We start from the raw sequence: 24,018 nt of genomic DNA, 5'->3' as shown, positions 1-24,018 counted from the left end.
CAAAGGTCGTACCTGAACAACGCCCCCCGTTCAGGTATCACCATGGCTACGCAAGCAGACGGCAAGACCCCTAACCTGTCGCAGGAAGAACAGCACGACGTCGACAAGAACCAGCCGCCCCGCGCGGCGGTTCTGCATGAAATCATCCGCACCCAGGGCGATCAGGAACTGGAACGCACCGTGGCCGCATTGTGGTGGTCGGCGCTGGCCGCCGGCCTGACCATGGGCCTGTCGTTGATGGGCATGGGCCTGCTCAATTCGCGGCTACCGGACGGCGAAGGGTTCAAAGTGATCGCCAGTTTCGGGTACTGCGCAGGTTTCCTGGCGGTGATCCTCGCCCGTCAGCAGTTGTTTACCGAAAACACCCTGACGGCCGTGCTGCCAGTGATGAGCAAGCCAACCCTGGCCAACGCCGGACGCTTGCTGCGCCTGTGGACAGTGGTGCTGGTGGGCAACCTGTGCGGCACCTTGCTGGTGGCGTATGTGATGCTGCATTTGCCGATCTTCGACACCAAGACCGACATGGCCTTCCTCGAAATCGGTCGCAAAGTCATGGAAAACGACCCCGGCCAGATGTTCGCGAAGGGCATTATTTCCGGCTGGATGATCGCCACCATGGTGTGGATGATCCCGTCCATGGAAAGCGCGAAAATGTTCATCATCATCCTGATTACCTACCTGATGGCGCTGGGTGACTTCACCCATATCGTCGTCGGGTCGGCGGAAGTCTCGTACCTGGTGTTTGCGGGCGAACTGCCGTGGAAGGATTTCTGGCTGGTGTTCGCCGGGCCGACGCTGGCGGGCAACATCATCGGCGGCAGTTTCATCTTCGCGCTGATCAGCCACGCACAGATTCGCAGCGAAAACAGTTTACCGGGCGAGACCGCAGACCCGCGCCACCCCCAGCAGGTCAACAAAGAGCGGTAAGCCGATTCGTCATAAATGAATGGCAAAGTCGCTGCGCGGCTTTCCATTCATGAAAGAAGGATCTTTATGCGGGCTTCCCCTTTTTTACGGGTGCGCAATGGGTGCGCGCTGATCGTGGCGCTGGGCGTGTTCGGCATGGCGCAGGCCAGGGACGATGCGGCGGATCGCTCGGTGACCATCGAAAAGAATACTCAACATTACGTGATCAACGCCGACGGCAGTTATGTGCTGCAGGCCGATAAGGTCACGTTGATCAACGAAGAGCGAGCCATCAGATTCAGTGCCCAGCAGGCGGTCAGTTACAACCGCTCGCTGGACAGCCTGGAGATTGTCGAAGCCTTCACGCTCAAGCCCGACGGGCGCAAAGTGAGGGTCACCGCGCCGCAGATCAGGGAGCAGCAGGAGCAGGCGTCGGCGAATGCCCCGATGTTTCAGGACTCACGGGTCAAAGTGGTGATTTTTCCTGAGGTGGCGGTAGGGGATCGTCTGAGCCTGCGCTACACCCGAACGCGCAAGACGGCGTTATTCCCTGGCGAGTTCACCGACTTCGCCACGCCGAGCCTGAGCCAGACCCAGGATTACAGCCTGACCTATGACCTGCCGGCCGACAAACCCTTGTATGCCGAGGCTCGGGGTTTCAAGGCGGGCCCTGCGCAGGCCACGGCCGGGCGCAAGGTCTACCGTTGGGACTATGTGCCGGTTGACAAACTCCGACCTGAGCAGAGTGCTGTGGCCTACACCGATTATGGCCAAATCCTCGCCGTTTCGACCTTTGCAAACTACCAAGACCTGGCCAAAGCGTACCAGGCACGGGCCCAGGTCGAGGTGACGCCGCAAATCACTGAGTTGGCGCACACGCTCACGGCCGACCAGCCGACGCCTCGGGCCAAAGCCCTGGCGCTCAGTGACTGGGTGCGCAAGAACATCCGTTATGTGGCGGTGTACATCGATGCCGGCGGCGTGGTGCCACACTCGGCGCAGTCCGTGCTGAATAACCGTTACGGCGACTGCAAGGACCATGTGGCCTTGCTCGAAGCCATGCTAAAGGCCGTCGCCATCGACAGCTCGCCGGCGCTGATCAACCTGGGCAATGCCTACACCTTGCCCACGGTGGCCGCGTTACGTGTGATCAACCATGTGATCACCTATGTGCCCAGCCTTGACCTGTACCTGGACTCTACCGCCCGTTTCATCGCCGCCGGTTACCTGCCGCTGCAGGACCTGGACAAGCCAGTGTTGTTGACGCGCACCGGCGAGATGGCACGTACCCCGGCCACTCAAGCTGGCAAGTTGTCCAGTGAGTTGGTGTTCAAGATCGATGACACCGGCGCGGCGGATTTTACCCAAACGTCTCTGGCCGAAGGTTGGCGCACGGAAGCGATGCGTTTTGGTATCAGGTCGCTGCCGCCGACGGAGCGTGAGCAGATCATTCAGAAAACGCTACGCAGCCATGGCCTGACGGGCAGCGGTGCGCTGCAAACAGATGCACTCGACGGGGATGCGTCCGGCTTCAACACCACGTTGGCCGGGCGCGCGGAAAACCTCGTGAACTTGCCGGGGCCGATCGGCGTGCCGGCCCTCAGTCGGCTGGGCAGCAATATTGCTCAGGACGTGCAGGCCCTGTCGGTGGAAAAGGAGCGGCTGCAGAACTTCAGCTGTTTCGCCAACCGAAGTATTGAAGAGGCCCGCTTCGAGTTTCCCGAAGGGGTGAATATTCTGGCGGTGCCCAAGACCGTTTCGCTTAAGGGCGCGGATGTTACCTACGACGCCCATTACGAGCGCAGCGGCAACACCGTACTGGTTTCCCGCACCCTGGCGTTCAGTCATCCCGAAGCGGTGTGCAGCCCAGCGTGGTTCAAGGCGATGCAGCCGATGATCGAGGCGATGTTCAATGACCTGAAAAGCCAGATCATTGTGCAGACCCTCTGACCGTAATGCGGGCGGCGAAGTCAGCTCGCCGCCCGCGTCCATCAGTGGGTCTCGGCCTGCGGAGCCGGTTCATCCTTGGTCACGTGTTTGACCAGCTTGCCGATGCTCAAACCCTGCAGCAGGATCGACGACAGCACCACGATGTAGGTGATGCTCAGCAACAAGTCGCGCTCCGGCCCCAACGGCAAGGCCAGTGCCAATGCTACCGACACCCCGCCACGCAAGCCGCCCCAGGTAAGGATGCGGATAGTGCCGCGCGGTACGGTGCGCCAGCGGCGCAGCAACAGGATCGCCGGGGCCACGGTCAGCAGGCGCGAAAGCAGGATCGCTACCGCCAGCAAACTGGCCGCCAATACGTGCAGCCAGTTGAACGGCAACAGCAACAGCTCCATGCCGATCAACGCGAACAGCAGGGCGTTGAGCATGTCATCGAGCAACTCCCAGAAACCGTCCAGGTAGCGTCGGGTCATGTCGTTCATCGCCAGCTTGCGGCCCAGGTTGCCGATGATCAGGCCGGCAACCACCATCGCAATCGGTGCCGAGACGTGCAGTTCGGTGGCCAGCGCCGAGCCGCCGATCACCAGCGCCAAGGTCAGCATGACCTCAATCTGGTGCTGCTCGATGCTTTTGATCATCAAGTACACCAGGTAGCCGATCAGCCCGCCGAACACCACGCCGCCAATCGCTTCATGGGCGAACAGCATGGCCGTGGCGCCGACGGTTGGCGTTTCACCCAACTGCGCGATGCCCAACAGCACGGTAAACACCACGACCGCGGTGCCGTCATTGAACAGCGATTCGCCGACGATGGTGGTTTTCAGCGGTTTCGATGCGTTGGCCGTTCGCAGCACGCCCAGCACCGCAATCGGGTCGGTGGGCGAGATCAGCGCGCCGAACAGCAGGCAGTAAAGGAAGCTCACGTGCCAGCCAAACAGGGCAAAAATGTAAAACGCCAGGCTGCCGATAACCACGGTGGCAATCAACACGCCAAAGGTTGCCAACAGACCGATGGGCCAGCGATAACTGCGCAAGTCATTCAGGTTGACGTGCAAGGCGCCGGCGAACAGCAGGAACGAAAGCATCCAGTTCATCAACAGATCGCCAAAGTCGATCTGGCCGATCAATTGCTGAATACGCTCCTCCAGGCCTGGGTAGCCGATGAAGCTCAGGCCTTGCAGGATTAGTGAGAACAGCAGGGCGGTGACCATCACGCCAATGGTGGGCGGCAGGCCGATAAAACGGAAGTTCACATACGTGAGCAGGGTGGTGAGGCAAATGAAGGCGGCGACAAGTTCAAGCATCCGGGGTCCTTGGAAGGTGGAGTGTGCGTTGGTTAATGGGTGGATGGACCGCAGCAGTGGCGGGATGTTGCAGGCCATGGGGCAAAAGGCCGGTAGAACCTTTGGCGGTGGCGCGGTTCATAGCGGTTAAGTGCGGTGTGGCATTTTTAGTGCTAAAACTCTAACCGCTGGCTAAAACTACAAAAGGAATCAGTGATGACGGTGGCTTTCTGGTGTGTGTTGATCGCAATTTTCCTGCCTTATCTGTGCACGGGTGTGGCCAAGTTCAGCGGCGGCAAGTTCGGGCCTCGGCAGAACCATGACCCTCGGGCTTTCCTGGACACCCTCGATGGGTTCGCCAAGCGCGCTCACAGTGCACAACTCAACAGCTTTGAAGTGACGCCGGCGTTTGCGGCGGCAGTGATCATTGCGCACTTGGCCGGCACGGCGTCACTGGTGACCATCAATGTGCTGGCGGTGCTGTTTATCACCAGTCGGCTGCTGTACATCATTTGCTACCTGGCGGACTGGGCGATGCTGCGTTCGCTGGTCTGGGCATTGGGCATGGCATTGATTGCGAGTTTCTTTTTTGTCTCGATCTAAGGCCTGATGCAATTTCTCGTGTGAGCTGGCTTGTTGTGCCGAGCCCGTTTGTCGTGCCGAGCGGAATGGGTGTGCGAGCGGGCTTGTGGTGGCGAGCGGGCTTGCCCCGCGTTGGGGCGCGAAGCGGCCCCACTAAAAGCGCCGAGTTCTTTCAGAAAGAACGCGGTGTGTATTTTTAGGGCCGCTTCGCAGCCCAACGCGGGGCAAGCCCGCTCGCCACATCAATCCCGCTCGCCACATTAGGTCTGCTAGCCACACCAGCCCGCTCGCCACACACGCGTGCTCAGCACCATGAGTCGCGCCTACCGGTAAGCACTCAGATACCGGCAGGTGCATCCGGCACGTGTGGCAGCGCTGCGCCTTTGGGCCACAACATCCAGATCTGGCCCTGCTGCTTCATATTCCCCGCCAACTCGCCCGCTGCATCACCGGTGCCCCAGAACAAGTCTGCGCGCACTTCGCCGGTGATTGCACCGCCGGTGTCCTGTGCGGCCACGGGCCGGGCAATGGGCGAGCCGTCAGGTTTGGTGGTCGACAGCCATAACAGGCTGCCCAGCGGAATCACCTTGCGATCCACCGCCACGCTGTAGCCCGCCGTCAGCGGCACATTCAGTGAGCCGCGCGGGCCTTCATTGCTGTCCGGACGCGCGCTGAAAAACACGTAGCTGGGGTTGCTCGCCAGCAGTTGTGGAATACGTTGCGGGTTAGCCTTGGCCCAGGCGCTGATGGCGCCCATGGTCACGTCTTCTTTTTTCAGCTCGCCTTGCTCCACCAGCCAACGGCCGATCGGGCGGTACGGGTAACCGTTCTGGTCGCCATACCCCACACGCAGTTGGCGCCCGCCGGCGAGTTGAATGCGGCCCGAGCCCTGAATCTGCAAGAACTGCAGGTCCATCGGGTTGGTCAGCCAGGCAATCGGCTTGGCGGTGGAGCCCTGGCCGTTGATGGTGCTGGCGTCGTCATATGGCTTGAGCACACGCCCTTCGAGGCGGCCGCGCAGGCGCTTGCCCTTGAGTTCCGGGTAGATGCTTTCCAGGTTGACGATGATCAGGTCATCCGGCACCCCGTACACCGGCACATGGGCAGTGGCGGTTTCGGTCAGGCTGCCGGGGTAGACCGGTTCGTAGTAGCCGGTGATCAGGCCGTTCGGCGTGTTGTCGGCCGAGCGCAGGCCGAACACGTCCAGGCGCTCCTTGAGAAAGCTGCGCACCGCCGGGGCGTTGCCCGGCACACTGGTCGCTGCTGCGCAGGTCGCACCCCAGATCGGGTCGGCCTTCAGGCGTTGGCAGGCGCTGCGCCAGGACTCAAACCCGGCCAGCAGGTCGCTGTCGGAAACAGCCGGCAAGGCTTCCCACGGTGCACTCACATACGTGGCGACGGCATGGGGTTTAACGGTTTCATCTTTGCCGGCGTCTTTGTTGCCATCGCAGCCGGCCAGCAGTGCAATGATCGGCAGAGCCCACGCCAGGCGGCGGCTCCAGGGTTTCAAGGTGACATTCATACAAACACTTCCTGAAGCGATTGCCCGCGCCGCAGCGCGTTTGGGCAACCCTTATTATTAATAGGGCTATTGGTCTTTACGGGCGGGGCGAGGATACTGGCCGCCGTTCCCGTGACCTGAAGCCATCATGACTTTTAAAAGACTGACCGTTGTATTGCTGGCCTGCCTGACGTTATCCGCTTGTGGCGGTGTTGATCCGAATTCACCCCTGGGTCAGCGCAAGGCAATCTTCAAGCAAATGCTCAAGACCGGCGAAGACCTGGGCGGCATGTTGCGTGGGCGCATCCCTTTCGATGGCGCGAAGTTCGCCGAAGGCGCGGTCAAGCTTGACGCGTTGTCCCACGAACCGTGGAAGCATTTCCCGAGCGTGCGCGAAGAAGATCACACCAGCGCCAAGGACAGCGTGTGGCAACAGCAGGCACGGTTCCAGGCGTTGGCCCGAAACCTTGAAACGGCCACCGGTGAACTGGTGATCGCCAGCCAGGTGCAGCCTTACAAAGCCAGCAACCTGGGGCCTGCGGTGCAGAAAGTCGAAGATGCCTGCACGGCTTGCCATAAACAGTTTCGGGATCACTGACCGGGTTTACTGGTCGAGTTCTTCAACAGCGTCCTGCAGCTCTTTGCGTGACTGCGCCAACTTGTCCTTACGCTTGTTGATCTTGTCTGCGTCACCCTTTTTCATCGCCTTGTCGAGGTCGGCCTGACGGCGGCTGACTTCGTGCTTGGCGTCGAGCACCTTGTTTTCGCGTTCTTTCCTCAGGGATGCGTCGGTGCAGTTGGCGGTGACTTCGCTCAGGGCTTTTTCCAGGCCAGCCTGTTGTTGGCTGTTGCCGTGGGCCTTGGCTTGTTCGATCTGAGCGCTGATGGCTTGGCGCTTGGCGGCGCAGCCGGTGAGTTCCGGCACCTCTTCAGCGGCCAGCAGGGGTGTCGCCATGAAGCTTGCAACCGTTAACAAGGCAAAAGGGGCAAGAAATTTCATAAAGGCTCCAGGGTGCAATCAAATGGCAGGATGAATTCTGCCGTTGGTTAAAAAATGGTCGGGCCAGGTTAGAACCCTTCTATCCCCGCCTCGCGGAGTGTCTGAGCCAACGCCTGTACTTGCGGGTCGCGAAAAAAGGCGCTCAATTGCGCTGCGCGGCCCGGGCCGATGCCATCGGTGGCCAGCCAGGCCTGGGTGTCTCTGGCGGCCAGGGTCTGCCAGCCGCCGTTCAGGTCGTTACGTGCCGAGGGCGGTACACCCAAGGCTTTGAGCCATTGTGCAAAGGGACGTTGCCGAGCGTATTGAATGCTATCGAGCACCCGCGCGCGGCTGCGTTCGCCGAAGCCGTCAATGTTAGCAAGCTCTGCCGCATCCAGGGTCAACCAATCGAGAATGCCGGCGATTAGACCGGCCTGGATCAATATGTTCCAGGTTTCGCGGCCAATATGCGGCATGGCCAGGCCTTGGTTGCCGCTCAGCCAGGTCAGGCGGGCCAGCAATTGCTCCTCGCAACCAGGGTCCAGTTGCCAACAGCTCAAGGCGTGAAAATTACGCGCATCGGGCACTCGTACTTCCACCCTGTTCTCGTTGCGCAGGATCACGTGTTCCAAGCGGGGGATAACATGGCCGGCAAGGCTGATGGACACCTGATCGCCGGGGCGAATATCCAGCACTTGCCAGCGTTTCAGGGAGCCGACGCTCACGCGGTGGATGTGCCGGTCATCCAGCCGTACCGGCTCCAGCTCAAGAATGGGCGTGATACGCCCGGTGCGGCCGATGTTGAACCGCACGTTACGCACCAGCGCGAGTGCCTTGGCGGCCGGGTATTTCCAGGCGACCGCCCAGTAGGGAGCGCTGGCTTGCCAGCGTTTGCCGGGCGCATGCGCAGCCTGGTGCAATACCACGCCATCGCTGGCAAACGGCAGGGGATGGTTGTACCAGTAACTGCGCCAGTGTGAGGCTTCAGCGATGTTTTGGATGCGCTGGCTGTAGCGATGGCTATCGGTGAAGCCCCAGCGTGAGAGGGTGGTCAGGCGCTCGTTGAAGTCGGTCGGGCCGTCAGGCCAGGCCCAGACAAAAAGCCCGATCCCCGCGGCATCGGTGTCGCTCAACTGAAGGCGGTTCATCAACCCGGCCATCTTGCTGCGAGCATTCAGCCCGCCCTGTGTCGCCTGCACATGAGCGTCGAGGCGCCAATAGAGTTCGCCTTGCAGCACCAGGTCGATGGGCTCCGGCAGTTGCTGGACAATCCCGGGGATCCGGCGTGCGGTAGTCGACCAATCCTGGCCGAAGCGTCCGTCACCCCGGCTGATAAGCCGGCTCAATCGGCCCTGGCGATAGACCAGCGTCACCGCGACACCATCGACCTTGGGTTGAATCCATACGTCTTGCCGCGTCCTGAGCCATTCATCGACAGCCTGCTCATCCAGTAACTTTTCAAGGCCGGTGTGCGCGACCGGGTGAGGCCGTGTGCCCCGCGAACTCGCGAGTGGCTTGTCAGCCGTCAGGCTGTTTTTGGGGAAACACGTTCGCCAGTGGTCCAGGCGGTGGCGCGCCTGATCGTAGAGTTCATCGCTCACCGGGGATTGGCCGAGCCGGTGGTAGCTGTCATCCCACAGCGTGATCTGCCTGGCCAGCGCGCCGACCTGTGATCGGGCGTCCTCGGGACAGTCTTCTGCCCACACCAGAAAGGGCAAGGCACTGAGTAACAGAGCAATCAATAAACGCATCATGAGCATCCTTGCTCGGAAGGGGCGCCCAGCCTAAGTGATCCAGGCGGCCACAAAAAAGCCCCGACAGCGCGGGGCTTTTTACCGGGTGTTTCGAATTACTTGAACAGGCCGCCCAACGCTTTCACCGCGTCGTTCTTATCCATCTTGGCTTCCTGTGTTTGCTGCCTGGCGTCGACTTTGGCTTAAGACTCGGCCAGTTTGTTACAACCTTTGTTGACCTGCTCTCGTGCGCCTTTAAAAGCCTTCACGCTCAGCACGTCGTTCTTGGCCTGCGCCACGTCAACTTTGCTTTGCAGGTCTTTGGCGTGTGGCTGGCAGTCGCCGGGTTTGTCGCTCAGTCGGGTACTCAGGGCGCCAAATGTGTAATGCCTGTTGCGCAGGCAATAAAAAGCCCCGCCGGCGAACCCGGCGGGGCTTTTGGGGTAGCGCGTGCTTACAGGCCGGCGGCCGTGCGCAGGTCGTTGGCGCGGTCGGTTTTTTCCCAGGTGAACGTGGTGAAGGTGTCGTCGCCGACAGTCTTCTGCGCAGGGGTACGGCCGAAGTGGCCGTAGGCTGCAGTTTCCTGGTACATCGGGTGCAGCAGGTCAAGCATGGTGGTGATCGCGTATGGACGCAGGTCGAAGATCTCGCGCACCAGCTTGACGATTTTGTCGTCGCTGATCTTGCCGGTGCCGAAGGTATTCAGCGAGATCGACGTAGGCTGGGCTACACCGATAGCGTAGGAAACCTGGATCTCGCACCGCTCGGCCAGGCCGGCCGCGACGATGTTCTTGGCCACATAACGACCGGCGTAGGCCGCCGAGCGGTCAACCTTGGACGGGTCTTTGCCCGAGAACGCGCCGCCGCCGTGACGGGCCATGCCGCCGTAGCTGTCGACGATGATCTTGCGGCCGGTCAGGCCGCAGTCGCCCACCGGGCCACCGATGATGAACTGGCCAGTCGGGTTGATGTGGAACTGGGTGTCCTTGGTCAGCAGTTCGGCCGGCAGCACGTGCTTGACGATCAGCTCCATCACGCCTTCGCGCAGGTCGGCGTAGGACACGTCCGGGTTGTGCTGGGTCGACAGTACAACGGCGTCGATACCCACGACTTTGCCGCCTTCGTAACGGCAGGTCACCTGGGACTTGGCATCCGGACGCAGCCACGGCAGCAGGCCGTTTTTGCGGGCCTCGGCCTGACGTTGCACCAGCTGGTGCGAGAAGGTGATCGGCGCCGGCATCAGCACCTCGGTTTCGTTGCTGGCGTAGCCGAACATCAGGCCCTGGTCGCCAGCGCCCTGATCTTCAGGCTTGGCGCGGTCCACGCCCTGGTTGATGTCGGGCGACTGCTTGCCGATGATGTTCATCACGCCGCAGGTCGCGCCGTCGAAGCCGACGTCGGAACTGTTGTAGCCAATCTTGGTGATAACGTCGCGCACGATCTGTTCCAGATCGACCCACGCGGTGGTGGTGACTTCACCGGCGATGATCGCCACGCCCGTTTTCACCAGAGTCTCGCACGCCACACGGGCGAACTTGTCTTCAGCAATGATGGCGTCCAGCACCGCATCAGAAATCTGGTCGGCGATTTTGTCCGGATGCCCTTCAGACACGGACTCGGAGGTGAAAAGGGAGTATTCGCTCATCTCGATGTTTTCCTGATATTTACCGATGGTGAGTGTCGCCAGCCGGCCGCTGAAAATGGCGGACCTGAATCTGGAAACCATTACGTAAACCTACATAGAGGCTTTCCCCGGGAACGAGTCCCGCAGCGGTGGCCCAACGGGCCAGATCGTCCTGTTCAAAACCCAACCAGAGATCACCGCAGGCCTCCTTGGCCCAATTCTGGTTGTGGCTGCATAAATCTGTGACCAGCAGGCTACCGCCGGGTTGCAGCAAATTTGCCATCTGCTTGAGGGCGTCGGCGGGGGTGGCGAAATGGTGCAAGACCATGTTCAACACCACGCAATCGGCCCGCAGGTTTGTGTCGTTCAACGCGTCCGCCAGCTGCAGGCTGACATTGCCCAGCGCCTCGCGCTCGCACAACTGGCGCGCCAGTTCGAGCATCGCCGGGCTGTTGTCCAGCGCCGTCACCTGCTTGAAGCGGCGCGCCAGCTCCGGCAGGAAACCGCCATCGCCAGGGCCGACTTCCAGCGCCGTGGCCGAATGACTGAAGCCCAGTTTGTCCAACAGCGCCAGTACGCTTTCGCGGTATTGCGGCAAGCCGGCAATCAGGTCTTGTTGGGCGCGAAACTTCTCGGCGACCCGTGAGAAAAAATCCTGGCTGGCGGCAGCGCGTTGTCCGTGAACTTGGCTGATGCGCGACTGCACGTCGCCGGGCAAGCTCAAGCTGTCCACCTCTTCCAGCAGCGCGGCGTGCAGTTTGCCGCCGAGCAGCTCGGTGTGGGGCAGGGCGCGGCGGTAAAAAATCGCATTGCCCTCGCGGCGGGTGGCCACCAGGTCAGCCTGGGCCAGGACCTTCAAATGGTGGCTCATGCCGGACTGGCCAATGGCGAAGATCTGCGCCAGTTCCAGTACGCCGAAAGAGTCGTTGGCCAGTGCGCGCAATACGTTCAGGCGTAACGGATCACCAGCGGCCTTGCACAAGGCTGCCAGTTCATCGCCGTCGTCAGGACGCAGGGAGGGCACGGGTAGGTTCATAAGGCCAGCAGTCTAGTGACGGGTGGATATCCCCGCAAGGCCAATATCAAAAAGTTTTGATATTGGTCGATAATCGGTAGTTATAAGCAGCCGCTATAACCTTTAGACGAAGCGGTCAGGCTTTTCTGCAAGCGATTAGCGGGCAATCCGCAGGAAAAACACCTCAAGTGACTATCTGTGATTGCCCGCAGGCGGTGGCTGAGGGAAAATGCCGATCCTTTTTTCCGTTTCTTTTAAGCAACCCCAGGAGATCAGCGATGCCCAGCCGTCGTGAGCGTGCCAACGCCATTCGTGCCCTCAGCATGGATGCCGTGCAAAAAGCCAACAGCGGCCATCCCGGTGCCCCGATGGGCATGGCGGATATCGCCGAGGTACTTTGGCGTGACTACCTGAAACACAATCCGAGCAACCCGTCGTTCGCCGACCGTGACCGCTTCGTGCTGTCCAACGGCCATGGCTCGATGCTGATCTATTCGCTGCTGCACCTGACCGGCTACGACGTCACCATCGATGACCTCAAGAGCTTCCGCCAGTTGCACAGCCGCACCCCGGGTCACCCGGAATTCGGCTACACCCCAGGCGTCGAGACCACCACCGGTCCGCTGGGCCAGGGCCTGGCCAATGCTGTCGGCTTCGCACTCGCTGAAAAAGTCCTGGGCGCGCAGTTCAACCGCCCTGGTCACAACATCGTCGATCACCACACCTATGTGTTCCTGGGTGATGGCTGCATGATGGAAGGCATTTCCCACGAAGTGGCTTCCCTGGCCGGTACCCTGGGCCTGGGCAAGCTGATTGCCTTCTACGATGACAACGGCATCTCCATCGACGGCGAAGTCGAAGGCTGGTTCACCGATGACACCCCGAAGCGTTTCGAAGCCTACAACTGGCAAGTGATCCGCAACGTCGACGGCCACGATCCGGAAGAGATCAAGACCGCCATCGACACCGCCCGCAAGAGCGAGCAGCCGACCCTGATCTGCTGCAAGACCACCATTGGTTTCGGCTCGCCGAACAAGCAAGGTAAAGAAGACTGCCACGGCGCCCCACTGGGTGACGCGGAAATCGCCCTGACCCGTGAAGCGCTGAAGTGGAACCACGGCCCGTTCGAAATCCCGGCTGACATCTATGCCGAGTGGAACGCCAAGGAAAAAGGCCTGGCGACCGAAGCCGAGTGGGACCAGCGTTTTGCGGCCTACTCCGCCGAATTCCCTGAGTTGGCCAACGAACTGGTACGCCGCCTGGCCGGTGACCTGCCTGCCGACTTCTCGGAAAAAGCCTCGGCCTACATCGCCGAAGTGGCGGCCAAGTGCGAGACCATCGCCAGCCGTAAAGCCAGCCAGAACACCCTGAACGCCTTTGGCCCGTTGCTGCCTGAGATCCTCGGCGGTTCGGCTGACCTGGCCGGTTCCAACCTGACCCTGTGGAAAGGTTGCAAAGGTGTCTCGGCCGAAGACGCCAGCGGCAACTACATGTACTACGGCGTGCGCGAGTTCGGCATGAGCGCCATCATGAACGGCGTGTCCCTGCACGGCGGCCTGGTGCCTTACGGCGCAACCTTCCTGATGTTCATGGAATACGCGCGCAACGCCGTACGTATGGCCGCGCTGATGAAAAAGCGCGTGATCCATGTGTACACCCACGACTCCATCGGCCTGGGCGAAGACGGCCCGACGCACCAGCCGGTCGAGCAACTGACCAGCCTGCGTACCACACCTAACCTGGATTGCTGGCGCCCAGCCGACGCGGTCGAATCTGCCGTGGCCTGGAAGCACGCCATTGAGCGTAAGGACGGCCCTTCGGCGCTGATTTTCTCGCGTCAGAACCTGCAGCACCAAGTGCGTACCGACGCGCAGATCGCTGCGATCAGCCGTGGTGGCTACGTGCTCAAGGACTGCGTTGGCGAGCCGGAGCTGATCCTGATCTCCACCGGTTCCGAAGTCGGCCTGACCGTTCAGGCCTACGACAAGCTGACGGCCCAGGGCCGCAACGTGCGCGTTGTGTCCATGCCGTGCACCAGCCTGTTCGAAGCCCAGGACGCCGACTACAAGCAATCGGTTCTGCCGTTGCAGGTCAGCGCGCGTATTGCCATCGAAGCGGCTCACGCCGACTACTGGTACAAGTACGTGGGCCTGGAAGGCCGCGTGATCGGCATGACCACCTATGGTGAGTCGGCGCCGGCGCCAGCGTTGTTCGAAGAGTTCGGTTTCACCCTGGAAAACATCCTGGGTCAGGCTGAAGAGCTGCTGGAAGACTAAGGCTGTAGATTGAGGTGCTTGTTCTGGCCTCTTCGCGAGCAAGCCCGCTCCCACATTAGATCGGGTTCACATGGTTTGAATTGTGAACCCATTCCAAATGTGGGAGCGGGCTTGCTCGCGAAAGCGGCGGTACATTCACCCTATTACCAAGGTAATCGAGAACCCCATGCCCCAACCGCGTCCCTACAAAGTTGCACTCAACGGCTACGGCCGCATTGGTCGTTGCGTCTTGCGTGCTCTGTTTGAGCGAGGGGCGGCGGCCGGGTTTGAAATTGTCGCGATCAACGATTTGGCCGACATGGCCAGCATCGAATACCTGACACGCTTTGACTCCACCCATGGCCGGTTTCCCGGCGAAGTGCGCGTTGAAGGCGACTGTCTGCATATCAATGGCGACTGCGTGAAAGTCCTGCGCAGTGCCACCCCCGAGGGCATCGACTGGGCGGCGCTGGGCGTCGACCTGGTGTTGGAATGCTCCGGTGCTTACCACACCCGTGCCGATGGCCAGCGTTTTCTCGACGCCGGCGCACCGCGTGTGCTGTTTTCCCAGCCGATGGCCAGCGAGGCGGATGTCGACGCCACCATCGTCTACGGCATCAACCAGGATTGCCTGACCGGCAATGAACTGCTGGTGTCCAACGCCTCCTGCACCACCAACTGCAGCGTGCCGCTGTTGCGCCTGCTGGATCAGGCGATTGGCCTGGATTATGTGTCGATCACCACGATTCACTCGGCGATGAACGACCAGCCGGTCATCGACGCCTATCACCACGAAGACCTGCGCCGCACGCGTTCGGCCTTCCAGTCAGTGATTCCGGTGTCTACCGGCCTGGCGCGAGGTATCGAAAGATTGTTACCGGAACTTGCCGGGCGAATTCAAGCCAAAGCCGTACGGGTGCCGACGGTGAACGTGTCTTGCCTGGACATCACCATGCAGACTGTCAGCGACACTGACGCGACGGAGGTCAACCGGATTCTGCGCGACGCCGCCACCAGCGGCCCGCTCAAGGGTTTGCTGGCCTACACCGAGTTGCCGCATGCCAGTTGCGATTTCAACCATGACCCGCATTCGGCGATTGTCGATGCCAGCCAGACCCGCGTTTCCGGCCCCAGGCTGGTGAACATCCTGGCTTGGTTCGACAACGAATGGGGGTTTGCCAACCGAATGCTGGATGTTGCCGAACATTATCTGCACATCGCCTCCACACAACCTCAACAGTAATTCAGGAACTGCGACCCATGACCGTGTTGAAGATGACCGACCTCGATCTGCAAGGTAAGCGCGTACTGATTCGCGAAGACCTCAACGTCCCAGTCAAGGACGGTGTTGTCACCAGCGATGCGCGAATCCTGGCCTCGCTGCCGACCATCAAGCTGGCCCTGGAAAAAGGCGCGGCCGTGATGGTCTGCTCCCACCTGGGTCGTCCGACCGAAGGTGAGTTCTCCGCCGAAAACAGCCTCAAGCCGGTAGCCGACTACCTGAGCAAGGCCCTGGGCCGCGACGTGCCGCTGGTGGCTGACTACCTGGGCGGCGTTGACGTCAAGCCAGGCGACATCGTGCTGTTCGAAAACGTGCGCTTCAACAAAGGCGAGAAAAAGAACAGCGATGAACTGGCCCAGCAATACGCGGCCCTGTGCGACGTGTTCGTGATGGACGCCTTCGGCACCGCGCACCGCGCCGAGGGTTCGACCCATGGCGTGGCCAAGTTCGCCAAAGTCGCCGCCGCCGGCCCGCTGCTGGCCGCAGAACTGGATGCACTGGGCAAGGCCCTGGGCGCTCCGGCGCAGCCAATGGCGGCCATCGTGGCCGGTTCCAAAGTCTCCACCAAGCTCGATGTGCTCAACAGCCTGAGCCAGATCTGCAACCAGTTGATCGTCGGCGGCGGCATTGCCAACACCTTCCTGGCCGCAGCCGGCCACCCGGTGGGCAAGTCCCTGTACGAGCCGGACCTGCTCGACACCGCGCGCGCCATCGCGGCCAAAGTCAGCGTGCCGCTGCCGGTGGACGTAGTCGTGGCCAAGGAGTTCGCTGAAAGCGCCGAAGCCACCGTCAAGCTCATCGCTGACGTGGCCGCCGACGACATGATCCTGGACATCGGCCCGCAAACCGCAGCCAACTTCGCTGAACTGCTGAAGTCGTCCAAGACCATTTTGTGGAACGGCCCGGTGGGCGTGTTCGAGTTCGACCAGTTCGGCAACGGCACCAAAGTATTGGCCCACGCCATTGCTGAAAGCTCGGCATTCTCCATCGCCGGCGGTGGCGATACCTTGGCGGCCATCGATAAATATGGCGTTGCTGACCAGATCTCCTACATTTCTACCGGTGGCGGCGCGTTCCTCGAATTCGTCGAAGGCAAAGTGCTGCCGGCCGTTGAAGTGCTGGAAACTCGAGCCAAAGGCTAAGGCTCGTGATCCGGAAAAGGAGTATTCCCATGATCAAGTCGTTGGCACTGGTGATCGCAGCGGGCCTGTTGGCCGGCTGCGGCAGCACGCCAAGCGCGAAGCCTGCCGCTGCAGAGCCTGCGCCTACGCAGAAAAAGAGCTGCTACCAGGCTGACTGGCAAGCCGAAACCATGCCGGTGATCAACAAGCGCATCGGCAACGAGCGGCTTGAGCAATACGACGCCGCGCCCAACGGTCAGGAACAGGGTTGCCCTTGACGGGTCTGATCAACTAACCGACAGCTTTGGCGGCCTTTAGGGTCGCCGTTCGAGGATTGGCAATGAAAGGCGTTTTCGCCCTGGCAGCCCTGGCCTTGTTGGCCGGCTGCAGCAGCATGAACATGTTCAACAAGGCAGAGCCGGCCTACAAGTGGACCACCTGGACGTGCGACAGCAAGGCCGAGGTCAACTGGCGCTTTGCCAACCAGGCGCGTTCCGAGGTGGATGTACGCCTCGGCGGTTCCGACCAGGTTTATCGTCTTAAACAGGACGTTGCTGCCTCGGGCGTGCTGTACAGCAACGACCAGTTGGCGTTTCACCAAAAAGGTGAGGAAGGCCTGATTTACTGGGTCGCCACCGATGATTTGATTGGGCGAGGCTGCAAGGCCCAGTAGTGAGCCCAATGAAAATCAAATGTGGGGGGTGGGCTTGCCCGCGATGACGGTGGGTCAGTTACCGAAGATGTCGGCAGACAAATCGCCATCGCAGGCAAGCCAGCTCTCACATTGATCGGGTTTCAAATTGGAGCTTGTGTCAGGTCCGTCACTGCAATAACGATTCAGCAGGCCAAGCCTTAACCCCTTGATCTGCAATAACTTGAATAGCAGCCGCCGCTACGGCAGGCTTGCACGATTAACGACCCACGATCGGGAGAGACAACACAATGGCACTTATCAGCATGCGTCAAATGCTGGACCACGCAGCCGAGTTCGGCTACGGCGTCCCAGCCTTTAACGTCAACAACCTTGAGCAGATGCGCGCCATCATGGAAGCCGCTGACAAGACCGACTCCCCAGTGATCGTTCAGGCTTCGGCCGGTGCCCGCAAATACGCCGGTGCCCCTTTCCTGCGTCACCTGATCCTGGCCGCCATCGAAGAATTCCCGCACATCCCGGTGTGCATGCACCAGGACCACGGCACCAGCCCTGACGTGTGCCAGCGCTCCATCCAACTGGGCTTCAGCTCGGTGATGATGGACGGCTCCCTCGGCGAAGACGGCAAGACCCCAACCGACTACGAGTACAACGTACGCGTGACCCAACAAACCGTGGCCATGGCTCACGCCTGCGGCGTTTCGGTTGAAGGCGAGCTGGGCTGCCTGGGTTCGTTGGAAACCGGCATGGCCGGCGAAGAAGACGGCATCGGCGCTGAAGGCGTGCTGGACCACAGCCAGATGCTGACCGACCCGGAAGAAGCCGCTGACTTTGTGAAAAAGACCCAAGTGGATGCCCTGGCCATCGCCATCGGCACCAGCCACGGCGCTTACAAGTTCACCAAGCCACCTACCGGCGACGTGCTGGCGATCGACCGCATCAAGGAAATCCACAAACGCATCCCTAACACCCACCTGGTGATGCACGGTTCTTCCTCGGTACCGCAAGAGTGGCTGGCGATCATCAACCAGTACGGTGGCGACATCAAAGAGACCTACGGCGTGCCGGTTGAAGAAATCGTCGAAGGCATCAAGTACGGCGTGCGCAAGGTCAACATCGACACCGACCTGCGCCTGGCGTCCACCGGTGCGATGCGTCGCCTGATGGCCACCAACCCGAGCGAATTTGACCCACGTAAATTCTTCGGTGCCACTGTGACCGCGATGCGTGACGTGTGTATCGCTCGTTACGAAGCGTTCGGTACGGCCGGTAATGCTTCGAAGATCAAGCCGATCTCCCTGGAAGCGATGTACCAGCGTTACCTGAAAGGTGAGTTGAACGCCAAGGTGAACTGAGCCTCAGGCGTTTAAACAAAAAGCCCGCAGCAATGCGGGCTTTTTTGTGGCCGGGATTTGACCCTTGTGCGTTGCGCCGAGCTGATTCGCCACAGGGTTGCCCTGCTAATTCAGATTGCCTGTGGGTGCCGGGCTTGCCCGCGACGCGGCGTGTCAGTGACCGAATGGGTTGGCTGACAGTCCGCCATGGCGGGCAAGCCCGGTTCCCACAGGGATCAGCGGCGTGCTTAAACGCGAATAATCCGTGGAGTCGTAGGGCCAGGCCTGCTTGAAATCAGGCGACACTCATTCGTGATCAATATCCAGCTTCGCAAACGTCACCCGTGCGCCTTCCTTGCTGTTGCCACTGTTGTCCTGCACATACGCGCCGGCCTTGAAATACAGCGGTTTGGCGCCCCACGCGGCACCAATGCGCTCATTCCACTGGCCGTCAGCGGCCTCGACGGTCAGCAGCCCGGCTTTATTGAGGTTGATCACGTAGGTGAAACTCTTCTCCAGCGGCACATTGGAGGCCACGATAATCACGCGGCCTTCATCCTCGTCCGGGCGCATGCGCACTTTGGCGACAATGTTGCCGGTCTGGGTTTTTTCCTTGAATTGATATTCGAGCTTGATCAGGGGTTTCTGGCTGTCATAGGCGTGGATCTGACCGATGACTACTTTGCCGCTCGAGGGCACCTGGTTGACGGCCAGGGTGGCGCGCAGAAAATTGTCGGCGTCGGGGTAAGTCCAGTTACGCAGACGCCCGTCGGCATAGGTTTCGCGCAATTCGCTGCGCGGGTAGACGGCGTTTTCTGTGCGCGTGCCGGTCACGGGTGTCCAGAATTGCACGTCGCTGCCTTCGGCCTGGAAATATTGGTCCTTGAAGCCGCTTAGCAGTTTCGGAGTGTCGATGGTCGTGGGCGGCGAGCCGACCGGAATGCTCAGGTTCCAGGTGGAAAGGTCGATCATGGTGTTGGCCTTTTTACAGAGGTGAGGCTTTGGCCCAGGGGCCATTCACGTTCTTTATAGGCGGTGATCGTCCGGTTGTTAAACAATTGCTGGCAATTTATTGGCGTCAGAGGAGTGCCAAAAAGCCATGTTTCCCATGGGGCGTGGGCTGTAGCGCTTGACCGTTAGTCGGCTTCCTGAGCTTTGGCGCAATGATGGCACCCGCGTCACTTCTGCTTTTTTAGAACCGGGGCTAGAGTGAGGCCTCAGTGTTTGTCCGGTTTTTATATCAGAAGTGACCGGTACAGCCCTTCAAGGAAGAGACGTAGCATGGATTGCGCTCCACACCCCGGCGATGGTAGTTCGGTTCTTCTGGTGGTTGATGACTACCCGGAAAACCTCATCAGCATGCGTGCGCTTTTGCAGCGTGAAGATTGGCACGTGATGACCGCGGCTTCCGGGCTGGAAGCGTTGGAGTTACTGCTCGCGCACGAAGTCGACCTGGTCTTGCTGGATGTGCGCATGCCCGGCATGGATGGCTTTGAGGTTGCGCGCCTGATGCGTGGCAGCCAACGCACGCGCATGACGCCAATTATCTTCCTGACCGCCCATGCCCAGTCGCCTGCCTCTGTATTGGAAGGCTATGCCAGCGGCGCCATTGATTACCTGTTCAAACCCTTCGACCCACACATTCTCAAGCCCAAGGTGCAGGCGTTGCTGGAACACCAGCGCAACCGCCGTGCCTTGCAGCGCCTGAGCCATGACCTGGAGTCCGCGCGCGCCTTTAACGCCTCGGTGCTCGACAACGCCGCCGAGGGCATTCTGGTGGTGGGCGAGGGCAGTGTGATCCAGTACGCCAACCCGGCCATTTCGCGGCTGCTGAATGCGACCATGGCCGAGTTGCAGGGCGAAAGCTTTTTGAGCTTCCTGCAAAAACCCCATGTGCCGGCCTGGCTGGGGTTCGCGATGTACGAGGCGTATCGCAAAGGCGAGACATGGCGCCAGCACGACGCCATTTTGCGCACCAGTCGCGGCCAGCAGGTGCCGGTGGCATTGTCCTGCGCGCCGTTACCCGCCGAGCAGAAGGCTATGGTCGTGACGGTGCTGGACATGTCCGAGGTGCGCCATTTGCACCAGCAGTTGGAGTTCCAGGCGGTGACCGACCCGTTGACCGGCCTGCTGAACCGGCGCGGCTTCCACCAGGCAGTGGAAAACACGTTGCTGCGCAGCGAGCGAACCGAGCAATCGCTGGTGCTGCTCTACCTGGACCTCGACGGCTTCAAGCGGGTCAACGATTCGTTGGGCCACGACGCGGGAGACCGGGTGTTGCGCTGGGTTTCCGAGCAAATGCAGGCGTGTCTGCGTTCCTACGACATTCTTGGGCGCATGGGCGGGGATGAGTTCACCGCATTGGTGGAGCTGGAATTCCCGGAACAGGCGGCGAAGATTTCGGAAAAACTGATCGAACGCGTGTCGGTGTGTCAGCAGGTCGACGGTTTGGATGTGATGCTTGGCGTCAGCATTGGCATTGCGACCTTCCCGGACTGCGGCTCGGACCTCAATGGCCTGCTGCGCGCGGCCGACATCGCCATGTACGAAGCCAAGCGTGCGGGGCGTCAGCAATATCGCTATTACGATCAGGAAATGAACGGCCGCGCCCGCTCGCGTCTGATGCTTGAAGACAGCGTGCGTACCGCGATTCAAAACAAGGATTTCACCTTGGTGTACCAGCCCCAGGTCTCGCTGGAGGACGGGCGCTTGCGTGGCGTCGAGGCGTTGTTGCGCTGGCAGCACCCGAGCGTCGGCGATGTGCCGCCGGGCTTGTTTTTGCCGTTGCTTGAAGAGGCGCGGCTGATCAGCCAGTTGAGCGCCTGGATTTACCAGCAGGTCGCCGCCCAACGTCAGGCCTGGCAAACCAGCTTCGATGAAGAACTGGTGCTGAGCGTGAGCCTGAGCAGCAGTCAGTTCAACATGCCCAACCTGGCCGGCCAACTGCAGCAGGTCCTTGAGCGACATGGGTTGCAGGCGCGGCAGCTGGAGGTGGAAATCAGTGAAGACAGCCTGATGAGCAACCTTGATGAAACCAACAAGCAGCTCAAGTTGTTGCGGCGGATCGGCGTGCGTATCGCCCTGGATGACTTCGGGTTAGGCCAGTGTTCGCTGGCCCATCTGCGTGACCTGGAGTTCGATACGTTGAAGCTGGACCCGCAATTGGTGGCGCGTCTGCCGGGTTCGGTGCGGGACGCCGCGATGGCGCGCAGCATCATCCAGTTGTGCGGGCATTTTGATGTGTTAGTGATCGCCGAGGGCGTGGAAACACTCGAACAGGCGCAATGGCTGAAGGCCAATGGTTGCTCGTTCGTCCAGGGGCCATGGGCGGCCCAGCCCTTGATTGCTGAGGAAGTGGCCGATTGGTCTCACCCCCGTCTGCTTTAGATTCGCTACACTGGCGCCCATTCGAACCCTGTTGCAGACCCCATGACCGCGCTGAAATACCTCCAGGCTTACCCCGCAGCGCTCCGGGAGCAAGTGCGCCAGATGATCGCCAAGGATCAGTTGGGCGCCTACCTGGAGCAACGCTACCCCGAGCGCCATGCGGTGCAAAGTGACAAGGCGTTGTACAGCTATGCCCTGGCCTTGAAGCAGGAACACCTGCGTAACGCGCCGGCCATCGACAAAGTGCTGTTCGACAACCGCCTGGACCTGACCCACCGCGCCCTGGGCCTGCACACCACGATTTCACGGGTGCAGGGCGGCAATCTCAAATCCAAGAAAGAGATTCGCATCGCGGCGTTGTTCAAAGAAGCGGCGCCGGAATTTCTGCGCATGATCGTTGTGCACGAACTGGCGCACTTCAAGGAATCGGACCACAACAAGGCGTTCTACAAACTCTGCGAATACATGATGCCCGGCTACCATCAGGTGGAATTCGACCTGCGGGTGTACCTCACGTATCGCGACTTGCAGGGCAAGCCCTAACCTCACCAGGCGACCAAGCATGGACGTGAGCAAGACCAAAAGCAGTTTCTATCGCCGCCTGTACGTGGCGTACCTGATCGACAGCGGGCTGGCCAGCAGCGTCCCGGCGTTGACCGACGCCACCGGGATGCCGCGGCGCACGGCGCAGGACACGATTGCGGCATTGGCCGACCTGGATATTCTGTGTGAGTTCGAGCAGGAAGACGGCGCGCGCAATCATGCCGGGCGCTACCGGATTCGCAGCTGGGGGGCGATCGACCGCAAGTGGATCGAGGCGAATCTGGGGGCGATCAAACAGGTGTTGGGTTATCCCTGAATGTGGCGATTATTGCGCTGACGCCTTCGCGAGCGAGCCCGCTTCCACATCCACCGCGTTTCTAAGGGTGAACACGGTTAAATGTGGGCGCTGGCTTGCCTGCGATGGCGCCCTTACTGACGCCGCATGCCAATGTGCGGAATATCGTCCTCCAGGTATTCCTCACCCTCCGCCACAAACCCGTACCGCCCGTAATACCCCTGCAAATGCGCCTGGGCTGACAGAAAAATCGGCGTTTCAGGCCAGATGTCGTCAATGCGCTTGAGGGCTTCTTCCATCATTTGATGGCCCAGCCCGGTGCCGCGTGCCACTGGCGCGACGATCACTCGGCCGATCACCACATCACCGCCCTGGGATTCCGGGTCCAGCAGGCGCAGGTAGGCCACCAGTTCGTCGTCTTTCCAGGCCATCAGGTGGTGGGTATCACCCGAAAGGTCCTGCCCGTCGAGGTCCGGGTACACGCACTGCTGTTCAACAACAAAGACCTCGCTGCGCAAGCGCAGGAGGGCGTACAGCTGGTCCTTGCCCAAGTCTTCCTGGTGTTTGCAGACCCAATTAACCGTCATGGTGTGTTCTCTTGTTAATGGCTGTTGCCGATAGTAAGCGTGACGGTCACGACTGTCTAAATTCAGCATTTTTGTGAATGGCGTCAATTTGCCATCATTCAGTGCGAGCGCGGCCCGGTTCTTTGTGTAATCTGCAATGCAGGCTCATTGATGAGCTACTGTTATCAGGCCACCGCCTGCCCGCCAAGGACTTTAAGCATGCCGCGATTTTCTCGTGCCGTTGCTTTGATAGGAGTGTTGTTGCTGGCCACGCCAGCGGTCGCACAACGTCTGCGTTTGGTAGCGGATGCCTGGCCACCGTTTACCGATTCGACATTGATCAACGGTGGGCTGGCCACCGACATTGTCAGCACGGCCCTGGCGCGCGCCGGCTACGCCAGTGATTTTGAGCAGGTACCTTGGGCGCGGGCGTTGATGGGCGTGGGTGATGGTCGCTATGACGTGTTGGTCAATGCCTGGTACGACGAGGCGCGCACGCAACTGGGGCAGTTTTCCGCTGAATACCTGCTCAACCGCGTGCGGTTTATCAAGCGCCGGGACGACCCCATCGACTATCAGAACCTGGAACAGCTGCACGGTGAGCCCATCGCCGTGGTGCGCGGGTATGCCTATTCGGCGGCGTTCGACCAGGATGCGCAGTTGCAGAAAGTGCCGGTGCATAACTTCGCCATGGCCGTGCGCATGCTCGCGGCGCAACGCGTGAGGCTGACGCTGGAAGACGAGTATGTCGCCCGCTATTACCTGGCACGCGAGTCGCCACGGGTGCGCAATACGGTGGAGTTTTTACCCCAGCCGTTGAGTGAAAACAGCTTGCATATTCTGGTCAGCCTGAAGAACCCCGAGCATGCGCAGATCATTGCCGGTTTCGACCGCGAGATTGCCAAGATGAAGGTCGATGGCAGTTATGCGCGGTTGATGAAGGCGCATGGGATGTAGTTTGTAGTGCTCTTGCGGGCCTCTTCGCGAGCAAGCCCGCTCCCACATTCAACCGC

General features: G+C 60.5%; 22 protein-coding genes and 1 pseudogene. 14 read left to right on the top strand and 9 right to left on the bottom strand.

Features of this window, described 5'->3' with window-relative positions:
* Window positions 1-42: 42 nt before the first annotated feature.
* Window positions 43-927 (top strand): formate/nitrite transporter family protein, encoded by an 885-nt coding sequence (locus tag AACU78_RS07530; RefSeq protein ID WP_106575637.1) that lies wholly within the window; start codon window positions 43-45, stop codon window positions 925-927.
* A 66-nt stretch (window positions 928-993) separates the two neighbouring features.
* A complete protein-coding gene (locus AACU78_RS07525; protein ID WP_106575636.1) occupies window positions 994-2,856 on the top strand; it encodes a DUF3857 domain-containing transglutaminase family protein in 1,863 nt (620 codons plus the stop codon).
* 41 nt (window positions 2,857-2,897) lie between these two features.
* On the opposite strand, the gene AACU78_RS07520 is transcribed toward AACU78_RS07525, so the two are convergent.
* On the bottom strand, window positions 2,898-4,157 hold the full coding sequence (locus AACU78_RS07520; RefSeq protein ID WP_106575635.1) for a cation:proton antiporter: 1,260 nt from the start codon (window positions 4,155-4,157) through the stop codon (window positions 2,898-2,900).
* A 195-nt stretch (window positions 4,158-4,352) separates the two neighbouring features.
* On the opposite strand from AACU78_RS07520, the gene AACU78_RS07515 reads away from it, so the two are divergent.
* On the top strand, window positions 4,353-4,739 hold the full coding sequence (locus AACU78_RS07515) for an MAPEG family protein (protein ID WP_106575634.1): 387 nt from the start codon (window positions 4,353-4,355) through the stop codon (window positions 4,737-4,739).
* Window positions 4,740-5,055: 316 nt separating this feature from the next.
* Here AACU78_RS07515 and mltA read toward each other — a convergent pair whose 3' ends face one another.
* A complete protein-coding gene (mltA, locus tag AACU78_RS07510; protein ID WP_106575632.1) occupies window positions 5,056-6,240 on the bottom strand; it encodes a murein transglycosylase A in 1,185 nt (394 codons plus the stop codon).
* 127 nt (window positions 6,241-6,367) lie between these two features.
* Here mltA and AACU78_RS07505 point away from each other — a divergent pair, with 127 nt between their 5' ends.
* Complete coding sequence (locus AACU78_RS07505; protein ID WP_106575631.1) at window positions 6,368-6,817, top strand: c-type cytochrome; 450 nt, start codon at window positions 6,368-6,370, stop codon at window positions 6,815-6,817.
* A gap of 6 nt (window positions 6,818-6,823) precedes the next feature.
* Here the strand turns inward: AACU78_RS07505 and AACU78_RS07500 are convergent, their stop codons facing one another.
* The 5 genes and pseudogenes from AACU78_RS07500 to AACU78_RS07480 all read right to left on the bottom strand — a co-directional run bounded on the left by AACU78_RS07500 (window position 6,824) and on the right by AACU78_RS07480 (window position 11,591).
* The gene (locus tag AACU78_RS07500) at window positions 6,824-7,219 is read right to left on the bottom strand and encodes a DUF1090 domain-containing protein (protein WP_106575630.1); all 396 of its coding nucleotides are present in this window, start codon (window positions 7,217-7,219) and stop codon (window positions 6,824-6,826) included.
* Window positions 7,220-7,287: 68 nt separating this feature from the next.
* Window positions 7,288-8,952: an NAD-dependent DNA ligase LigB gene (ligB, locus tag AACU78_RS07495; protein ID WP_106575629.1), complete on the bottom strand. Its 1,665-nt coding sequence runs from the start codon at window positions 8,950-8,952 to the stop codon at window positions 7,288-7,290.
* 95 nt (window positions 8,953-9,047) lie between these two features.
* Window positions 9,048-9,308 (bottom strand): annotated as a pseudogene (locus AACU78_RS07490) (hypothetical protein); the annotation flags it as partial.
* Between the two features lie 77 nt (window positions 9,309-9,385).
* Complete coding sequence (gene metK, locus AACU78_RS07485) at window positions 9,386-10,576, bottom strand: methionine adenosyltransferase (protein WP_099234792.1); 1,191 nt, start codon at window positions 10,574-10,576, stop codon at window positions 9,386-9,388.
* A gap of 19 nt (window positions 10,577-10,595) precedes the next feature.
* Window positions 10,596-11,591 (bottom strand): ArsR/SmtB family transcription factor, encoded by a 996-nt coding sequence (locus tag AACU78_RS07480; protein ID WP_106575628.1) that lies wholly within the window; start codon window positions 11,589-11,591, stop codon window positions 10,596-10,598.
* Between the two features lie 257 nt (window positions 11,592-11,848).
* On the opposite strand from AACU78_RS07480, the gene tkt reads away from it, so the two are divergent.
* The 6 genes from tkt (at window position 11,849) to fba (ending at window position 18,235) form a co-directional block, all read left to right on the top strand.
* Window positions 11,849-13,846 carry a transketolase gene (gene tkt, locus AACU78_RS07475; protein WP_106575627.1) on the top strand — a complete coding sequence of 666 codons (1,998 nt, stop codon included), beginning with the start codon at window positions 11,849-11,851 and terminating at the stop codon, window positions 13,844-13,846.
* Window positions 13,847-14,012: 166 nt separating this feature from the next.
* Window positions 14,013-15,068, top strand: a complete 1,056-nt coding sequence (epd, locus tag AACU78_RS07470; protein WP_106575626.1) for an erythrose-4-phosphate dehydrogenase — start codon at window positions 14,013-14,015, stop codon at window positions 15,066-15,068.
* A 17-nt stretch (window positions 15,069-15,085) separates the two neighbouring features.
* Complete coding sequence (locus AACU78_RS07465) at window positions 15,086-16,249, top strand: phosphoglycerate kinase (protein WP_106575625.1); 1,164 nt, start codon at window positions 15,086-15,088, stop codon at window positions 16,247-16,249.
* Window positions 16,250-16,278: 29 nt separating this feature from the next.
* A complete protein-coding gene (locus tag AACU78_RS07460) occupies window positions 16,279-16,506 on the top strand; it encodes a hypothetical protein (protein WP_106575624.1) in 228 nt (75 codons plus the stop codon).
* Between the two features lie 62 nt (window positions 16,507-16,568).
* Entirely contained in the window at window positions 16,569-16,901 is a 333-nt protein-coding gene (locus AACU78_RS07455; RefSeq protein ID WP_106575623.1) for an MliC family protein, read from the top strand.
* A gap of 269 nt (window positions 16,902-17,170) precedes the next feature.
* Window positions 17,171-18,235 (top strand): class II fructose-bisphosphate aldolase, encoded by a 1,065-nt coding sequence (gene fba, locus AACU78_RS07450; RefSeq protein ID WP_003177554.1) that lies wholly within the window; start codon window positions 17,171-17,173, stop codon window positions 18,233-18,235.
* Window positions 18,236-18,520: 285 nt separating this feature from the next.
* Here fba and AACU78_RS07445 read toward each other — a convergent pair whose 3' ends face one another.
* On the bottom strand, window positions 18,521-19,186 hold the full coding sequence (locus tag AACU78_RS07445) for a polysaccharide lyase family 7 protein (protein ID WP_106576070.1): 666 nt from the start codon (window positions 19,184-19,186) through the stop codon (window positions 18,521-18,523).
* A gap of 309 nt (window positions 19,187-19,495) precedes the next feature.
* On the opposite strand from AACU78_RS07445, the gene AACU78_RS07440 reads away from it, so the two are divergent.
* Genes AACU78_RS07440 through AACU78_RS07430 form a run of 3 tightly spaced genes read left to right on the top strand, consistent with a single transcriptional unit; the run spans window position 19,496 to window position 22,460 of the window.
* Window positions 19,496-21,601 (top strand): putative bifunctional diguanylate cyclase/phosphodiesterase, encoded by a 2,106-nt coding sequence (locus AACU78_RS07440; protein WP_106575622.1) that lies wholly within the window; start codon window positions 19,496-19,498, stop codon window positions 21,599-21,601.
* Window positions 21,602-21,643: 42 nt separating this feature from the next.
* Window positions 21,644-22,144 carry a M48 metallopeptidase family protein gene (locus tag AACU78_RS07435; RefSeq protein WP_106575621.1) on the top strand — a complete coding sequence of 167 codons (501 nt, stop codon included), beginning with the start codon at window positions 21,644-21,646 and terminating at the stop codon, window positions 22,142-22,144.
* A gap of 19 nt (window positions 22,145-22,163) precedes the next feature.
* Complete coding sequence (locus AACU78_RS07430) at window positions 22,164-22,460, top strand: winged helix-turn-helix domain-containing protein (protein WP_106575620.1); 297 nt, start codon at window positions 22,164-22,166, stop codon at window positions 22,458-22,460.
* A 113-nt stretch (window positions 22,461-22,573) separates the two neighbouring features.
* Here AACU78_RS07430 and AACU78_RS07425 read toward each other — a convergent pair whose 3' ends face one another.
* Window positions 22,574-23,026, bottom strand: a complete 453-nt coding sequence (locus AACU78_RS07425; RefSeq protein WP_106575619.1) for a GNAT family N-acetyltransferase — start codon at window positions 23,024-23,026, stop codon at window positions 22,574-22,576.
* Window positions 23,027-23,224: 198 nt separating this feature from the next.
* Here AACU78_RS07425 and AACU78_RS07420 point away from each other — a divergent pair, with 198 nt between their 5' ends.
* Window positions 23,225-23,962, top strand: a complete 738-nt coding sequence (locus AACU78_RS07420) for a substrate-binding periplasmic protein (protein WP_106575618.1) — start codon at window positions 23,225-23,227, stop codon at window positions 23,960-23,962.
* Window positions 23,963-24,018 lie beyond the last annotated feature (56 nt).

The organism is Pseudomonas sp. R9.37 (assembly GCF_963878885.1).
Taxonomy (GTDB): domain Bacteria; phylum Pseudomonadota; class Gammaproteobacteria; order Pseudomonadales; family Pseudomonadaceae; genus Aquipseudomonas.
This window is presented reverse-complemented; position numbering and strand designations above follow the sequence as displayed.

What these genes read in the sequence shown, in the direction of transcription:
- metK (WP_099234792.1), bottom strand. Translation starts at nt 10,576, where the DNA reads ATGAGCGAATACTCCCTTTTCACCTCCGAGTCCGTGTCTGAAGGGCAT.
- tkt (WP_106575627.1), top strand. Translation starts at nt 11,849, where the DNA reads ATGCCCAGCCGTCGTGAGCGTGCCAACGCCATTCGTGCCCTCAGCATG.
- AACU78_RS07425 (WP_106575619.1), bottom strand. Translation starts at nt 23,026, where the DNA reads ATGACGGTTAATTGGGTCTGCAAACACCAGGAAGACTTGGGCAAGGAC.
- ligB (WP_106575629.1), bottom strand. Translation starts at nt 8,952, where the DNA reads ATGATGCGTTTATTGATTGCTCTGTTACTCAGTGCCTTGCCCTTTCTG.
- AACU78_RS07515 (WP_106575634.1), top strand. Translation starts at nt 4,353, where the DNA reads ATGACGGTGGCTTTCTGGTGTGTGTTGATCGCAATTTTCCTGCCTTAT.
- AACU78_RS07460 (WP_106575624.1), top strand. Translation starts at nt 16,279, where the DNA reads ATGATCAAGTCGTTGGCACTGGTGATCGCAGCGGGCCTGTTGGCCGGC.
- AACU78_RS07520 (WP_106575635.1), bottom strand. Translation starts at nt 4,157, where the DNA reads ATGCTTGAACTTGTCGCCGCCTTCATTTGCCTCACCACCCTGCTCACG.
- AACU78_RS07505 (WP_106575631.1), top strand. Translation starts at nt 6,368, where the DNA reads ATGACTTTTAAAAGACTGACCGTTGTATTGCTGGCCTGCCTGACGTTA.
- AACU78_RS07530 (WP_106575637.1), top strand. Translation starts at nt 43, where the DNA reads ATGGCTACGCAAGCAGACGGCAAGACCCCTAACCTGTCGCAGGAAGAA.
- AACU78_RS07420 (WP_106575618.1), top strand. Translation starts at nt 23,225, where the DNA reads ATGCCGCGATTTTCTCGTGCCGTTGCTTTGATAGGAGTGTTGTTGCTG.
- AACU78_RS07465 (WP_106575625.1), top strand. Translation starts at nt 15,086, where the DNA reads ATGACCGTGTTGAAGATGACCGACCTCGATCTGCAAGGTAAGCGCGTA.
- epd (WP_106575626.1), top strand. Translation starts at nt 14,013, where the DNA reads ATGCCCCAACCGCGTCCCTACAAAGTTGCACTCAACGGCTACGGCCGC.
- AACU78_RS07440 (WP_106575622.1), top strand. Translation starts at nt 19,496, where the DNA reads ATGGATTGCGCTCCACACCCCGGCGATGGTAGTTCGGTTCTTCTGGTG.
- AACU78_RS07525 (WP_106575636.1), top strand. Translation starts at nt 994, where the DNA reads ATGCGGGCTTCCCCTTTTTTACGGGTGCGCAATGGGTGCGCGCTGATC.
- fba (WP_003177554.1), top strand. Translation starts at nt 17,171, where the DNA reads ATGGCACTTATCAGCATGCGTCAAATGCTGGACCACGCAGCCGAGTTC.
- AACU78_RS07445 (WP_106576070.1), bottom strand. Translation starts at nt 19,186, where the DNA reads ATGATCGACCTTTCCACCTGGAACCTGAGCATTCCGGTCGGCTCGCCG.
- AACU78_RS07430 (WP_106575620.1), top strand. Translation starts at nt 22,164, where the DNA reads ATGGACGTGAGCAAGACCAAAAGCAGTTTCTATCGCCGCCTGTACGTG.
- AACU78_RS07480 (WP_106575628.1), bottom strand. Translation starts at nt 11,591, where the DNA reads ATGAACCTACCCGTGCCCTCCCTGCGTCCTGACGACGGCGATGAACTG.
- AACU78_RS07455 (WP_106575623.1), top strand. Translation starts at nt 16,569, where the DNA reads ATGAAAGGCGTTTTCGCCCTGGCAGCCCTGGCCTTGTTGGCCGGCTGC.
- AACU78_RS07500 (WP_106575630.1), bottom strand. Translation starts at nt 7,219, where the DNA reads ATGAAATTTCTTGCCCCTTTTGCCTTGTTAACGGTTGCAAGCTTCATG.
- mltA (WP_106575632.1), bottom strand. Translation starts at nt 6,240, where the DNA reads ATGAATGTCACCTTGAAACCCTGGAGCCGCCGCCTGGCGTGGGCTCTG.
- AACU78_RS07435 (WP_106575621.1), top strand. Translation starts at nt 21,644, where the DNA reads ATGACCGCGCTGAAATACCTCCAGGCTTACCCCGCAGCGCTCCGGGAG.